The sequence below is a fragment of the Pseudomonadota bacterium genome, from assembly GCA_010028905.1.
Taxonomy (GTDB): Bacteria; Vulcanimicrobiota; Xenobia; order RGZZ01; family RGZZ01; genus RGZZ01.
In genome coordinates this window covers 1-4,804 of sequence record RGZZ01000385.1, presented here as the reverse complement: position 1 = coordinate 4,804, position 4,804 = coordinate 1, and the positions used below count along the sequence as shown (strand labels likewise).

Sequence of the window (4,804 nt, the reverse complement as noted above, 5' to 3'; positions counted from 1 at the left end):
GACGAGGTGGTCGACCGCTTCTGCGTCATCGGAAGCGCCGCGCAGGTGCGCGAGAAGCTCGCGCACCTCGAAGAGATCGGTGTCGATCAGTTCAACCTGTATCTCATGAACGGCAACGAGCACAGCACGCTCGACGCCTTCGGACGAGACATCATCCCGAACATGCGAGGCGCCACCGCCTCGGCCTGATCCCTCAGATCACGCGCATTTCACGATCGTTTCGAGGTCTTTTCGCGGGCAGGCGCTACCATGTGAGCATCAGCACCCTGACTGCCCGTGGGAGGCCCGCATGATCCTGGCCAACGCGCCGCGCACTGGCCAACGCGCCGCGCACGCCCGTCGATGCCCGCCACCTGCTACAGATGGCGCAATCTGGTGTGCCCGTCAACGGCGCAGCCAAGGTCACCGTGGAAACCACGCCCGACGGGGTTCGCATCGAAGAGAAGGTCAACGGCGGCGACATGCTCGTGGGCCTCGATGCGCTCGTGAAAGACGGCACGCTCCGCTCGTACGATCGCCAGGGCAATACGCTCGTGGCCTGGGCCGACAGTGCCGACGCCGCTGATCGCCTGGCCGCGCTGGAGCGCCGCAAGGGCCAGATGACCGATGGCTCGGTGGTCGACCGGATGCGCCAGCTGCTCGTGCCCCCCAACCTCTCGGAATCGGTGGCCCCAGAATACCTGAAGTTCAGGAGCTGGTCACTGGCGGGCTCGGTTCTGAGCGGCGCCGTCGGATTCATGGGGGCCAGCGTGAACCTCGACGCCATGAAGGTCGCGTTTGCCACCGGCGCCAACGCCGCCATGGCTGGCTTCGTCAACGGTCTCGTCTACAAAGCCACCGCCATGGGGGCGTCCTACCTGGCACGTCGCGGCGACGCCGACCCGAAGCGGTGGCTCTTGATGAGCAGCCTGGTGAACACAACCAACGGCCTGCTCTCAGTGGGCATGCTCTCCGTCTTCCCCCAGGCCTATGTTCCGTTGAACACCTATTTCAGCGTCACCAGCGCGGTGAGCAACACGCTGGGGGGAGCCGCGAGCATCAATGTGTTCAACCATCTCGCCCGCGGAGACAACAAGGGCGTGGTGCAGGCCAAGAACGCCAATCAGGACATGCTGGCCGATGCCCTCGGCGCACCGCTTGCCCTGGGCATCTCGAGCGCCGCCAGCGCGCTGGGGTTCAACCCCTACATCGCCACGGTGGGCGTGCTCGGCCCCGCCCTTGCCTTCTGCAACCTTCAGGCGGCACGGGCGCTGCATCTCGAGTCACTCGATCACGCGGGCCTGCAGCAGATCGCCGATGGCCTCATCGACCAGGGCCAGGTGACCCGAGCGCCGCACCCCACGTTGCTGCAGAGCCTGCATCATCTCGTCAGTCGCGCCGCCACGTCGCCTGAACCCGGCCTGGTACTCACGGATTCGCTCGACGACATCATCCGTGCGGCCGCAGCGGGGGGCGGAAAGAGCGAGGCGCTGCTGGGCCTCTTCAAGGACGAGGCCTACTGTCTCGCGACCCGCGCGCGTGCCGACGGCAAGGACGAGATCGTGATGACGACGCGCGAGTCGGCCACCGTGCAAGACATGCTGAAAGCCGTCACGCACGCGCGGCTGCTGCGACGGGTGCTCGACAGCAGCCTTCCCGGCATGATCGCGACGTCAGACCGCTCCTTGCTCGTCGAGCTCACGAAGCGTGCCCTGCCCGCGAACCTGCCCGACAACGCTGCGCTAGCCGAGCAAGGGTGGCACCCGAACCTGCATGCCCTCGACCTGCCGCACATCGACGCCGCCTGGAGCGGAACCGACCCTCAGCGCGTCGTCTCGCTGACCACCGCTGATCTGCTCCGCCTCATCGAGAAGCCGGACGCAGCACAGCTGCGGTCGCTGCTACGTCTCGAGCAGCCCGTCTTCGGCTGAGCCTGAGCGCGGCACGCCGCTTCAGGCGCCCGTGAGCCGCTTCTGGAGCGCGCCCAGGGTCGCAGGCGAGGCCAGGCCGATCTCGATGTGCAGGTGACGCATGGCCTCCTGGCAGTGGCGCAGCGCGTCGACCTTGCGCCCTTGTCCCTCGAGTGCCTCGACCAGCGTGGCATGCGCCTCCTCGCGCAGATCATCGCTCGACAGGATTCGCCGAGCCACGAGCTCTGCCGCCTCGGCGTCACCCAGCTGGAGATAGCAGCGCGCGAGCATCTGAAGCCCCTTCAGATGGCTCTCGGCAAGACGTGACCGCAACGTCTCGCTCCACTCGTCGCGCGCATTCTCGAGAAAGTCACCTCGATACAGCGACAGCCCCTGCTTGAGAACGCCGACGGCGTCGTCGTGGCGGTTCATCGAGTGCAGCAGCGTGGCTTCGGCCACCGCGCCCTCGAACGCGTCGGTGTCGAGGAGGTACTCCCCCTTGAGCGAGATGGTGTCGCTCTTGCGGTTGCGCACCACGGAGAGCTCGTCTTCGCTGTCGGTGACAGCGCGCAGCAACGTGCGCACCTGGTGAACGGCGTTGCGCAGGCTGCTGCGGGCGTGCAGCTCATCGCGGTCGGGCCAGAGGTCTTCGATGATCTGCCGGCACGGCACGGTGGCCCCTCGCTTGTGCGCAAGCATGGCGAAGAGGCGCATGGCCTTCTGCGTCGGCCAGTCTTCCTCGGTGATGCGCGCGTCACCCCGCGAGATGACAAAGCTTCCGAGACTGGCGACCCAGACGTCGCGCCCGCTGCTCGAAACCTCTCGCGTGGGCGCCGCGGCCGTCGGTGCGGCAACAGGAAGCGCCGTGGGGGGGCGCAGCGCGCTCATCCACTCGGACGGAGGGAGGCTGCCCAGCTTCTGCTGGAGCGCCCCATGACACGGCTCTCCCATGCGCGAGAGAAGCTCGAGCGCCTCACTCGACTCGATGTCGGACATGACGGCCGCCAGCAGCAGCGGAATGGTCTGCGGCCTGTAGCGAATGACCACGTCGAACAGGTCGTGCTTTGCCACCAGGGCCATGAACCTGCGAAGCCACTCGAGATGCAGCGGGTCTCCGACACCCCGATGCAGCAGCAGCACATTTGCCACCAGGCCGCTGGCCGCGGCAAGCCCTTCAACGTCACCACGAGCCTCGAACTCACCCACCAGCGCCTCGAGGATCTGGAGGGCATTCTCCTCGCGCCCCTGATGGCACTCGAGCAGTCCCCACAGCAGCTGCATGCCCTGGCGTGCGCCCGGAGACGCGTCAGCAGCCTTCTTTCGGGCGGCAGAGAGCACATCGCGTGCGCGCTCGAACTCCTTGAGGTCGCAGTAGCCGAGGAACAGGCCGTTCACAGCCGCGAGCTCGAGATCGGCGTCGCCGATCTCGTCGGCCACGCGCTGCGCCGCGGTATAGCAGCGGAAGGCCCACTGCACCTCGCCGCTCTGGCGGTAGAAGTGACCCAGGTGCAGCCAGTGGCGGCAGCGCGAGGCCTCGAAGCGGCGCGCGCGCGCCGCCGCGCCCCAGCGGTCTTCCTCATCGAGCACCGCCGACGCGAGCGCGTCGACGAAGCGCGGCTCGAACTGGGTCCCGGCCTGACCGCGCAGCGACTGGAACACGTCGTTGAGGGTGACCGGAGCGCGATGCGACTTCGGCGTGGCCAGGTCGACGAAGGCGTCTGCAACGGCGAGAACCCGCGCCTCTTCGAGGATCGCGCTGCCGCGGAGGCCACGCGACGAACCCGTGCCGTCGTACCACTCGTGACGCTGCAAAATGACCTCGATGCAGCCATCGAGATCACCCGCGCCTCCCAGGAGACCGCGCAGGATCTGCTCCTCACGGGCGCGCATCGACATGCCGCGCGTGTCGACTCCGCCTTCGCTCTGGGCTGCGGGAAGGCTCTGATCAAGCCGCTTCTCCTCCATCTGCAACAAGAGGCCCACGGTGTGGAACTCCGCCGCGCGACGGGCGCGCGCCGCACTGGCGGCGGCCACGCCGGCCCGCCGAGCGGTGAGCTCGGTGTAGTGGGCCACGAGCTTGCAGTGATCAACGTTGTATGGGTTGCGGCCCTCGAGGAGAGTGACAAGGGTGGCGATGACCCGTGCGTAACGATCGTCTGTGGTTGCGGCAGTGCTCATGGTTTCCCCCTATTTGCCATGGATGACGGTTGTCCCTACCGTCTCCCCTGATTCGAGACAGGGGTCTGAGCGCCTCAAAGCCCCCCCGAGCAGCGCCAGAACCGTCACGACGGAGATCACCGCTCCCCAGCGCTGCACCGGAGGATCGAAGATCAGCGCGAGCTGATGCGCTCCCGATGGCATGGCGACCGCCTGAAACGCAGTATAGGCCGTCTCGATGGGCGCCTCCTCCCCGTCGATGAAGGCGCGCCATCCGGGATAGGAAGACTCGGTGAACACCACCCATGACGCGCGGGCGAGACGCACGTCTGCCTCGACCCGCTCTGGACGCGGTCGGGCATAGCGAATGGTCGACTCGCCGCCCTGCTCCGCCCCCTCGGGAAGCCGCCGAGGAGGCGCAGAGAGCAGCACCGCGTCTCGCGGATTGAACGTCGGCATGGTCAGACGGGCGATGACCGCCGTGTCGCCGTCGAGCACCTGGGCCTGTGCGACCACGAAGAGGCGGGGCAGCGCCTGCGCGTTCTCGCCCACGGCCAGATCGGGGAGCGCCAGGGGACGGGTCCAGACCGGAAGCTTCTCGCCCACGTTTGCGTAGATGAGGCGCATGCCCAGCAGATCGGCGATGCCGTGATTGAATCGCCCACCGTCATGGAAGCACCCCAGGATGTAGGCGTCGGCGCCCGCATTGATCTCGGTGAAGAGCCGGCGGACATTCCCGGGCGCCAGCGACTCGTACC

4 protein-coding genes are annotated in these 4,804 nt (G+C 67.3%); 2 read left to right on the top strand and 2 right to left on the bottom strand.

Features of this window, described 5'->3' with window-relative positions:
• Both EB084_19610 and EB084_19605 read left to right on the top strand, forming a co-directional pair.
• Positions 1-189: TIGR03842 family LLM class F420-dependent oxidoreductase (locus EB084_19610; protein ID NDD30471.1), on the top strand; the 189-nt coding region annotated here is incomplete at its 5' end.
• A 173-nt stretch (positions 190-362) separates the two neighbouring features.
• The gene (locus EB084_19605) at positions 363-1,910 is read left to right on the top strand and encodes a hypothetical protein (protein ID NDD30470.1); all 1,548 of its coding nucleotides are present in this window, start codon (positions 363-365) and stop codon (positions 1,908-1,910) included.
• Between the two features lie 21 nt (positions 1,911-1,931).
• On the opposite strand, the gene EB084_19600 is transcribed toward EB084_19605, so the two are convergent.
• Positions 1,932-4,067, bottom strand: a complete 2,136-nt coding sequence (locus EB084_19600; protein ID NDD30469.1) for a hypothetical protein — start codon at positions 4,065-4,067, stop codon at positions 1,932-1,934.
• Positions 4,068-4,076: 9 nt separating this feature from the next.
• Positions 4,077-4,804: hypothetical protein (locus tag EB084_19595; GenBank protein NDD30468.1), on the bottom strand; the 728-nt coding region annotated here is incomplete at its 5' end.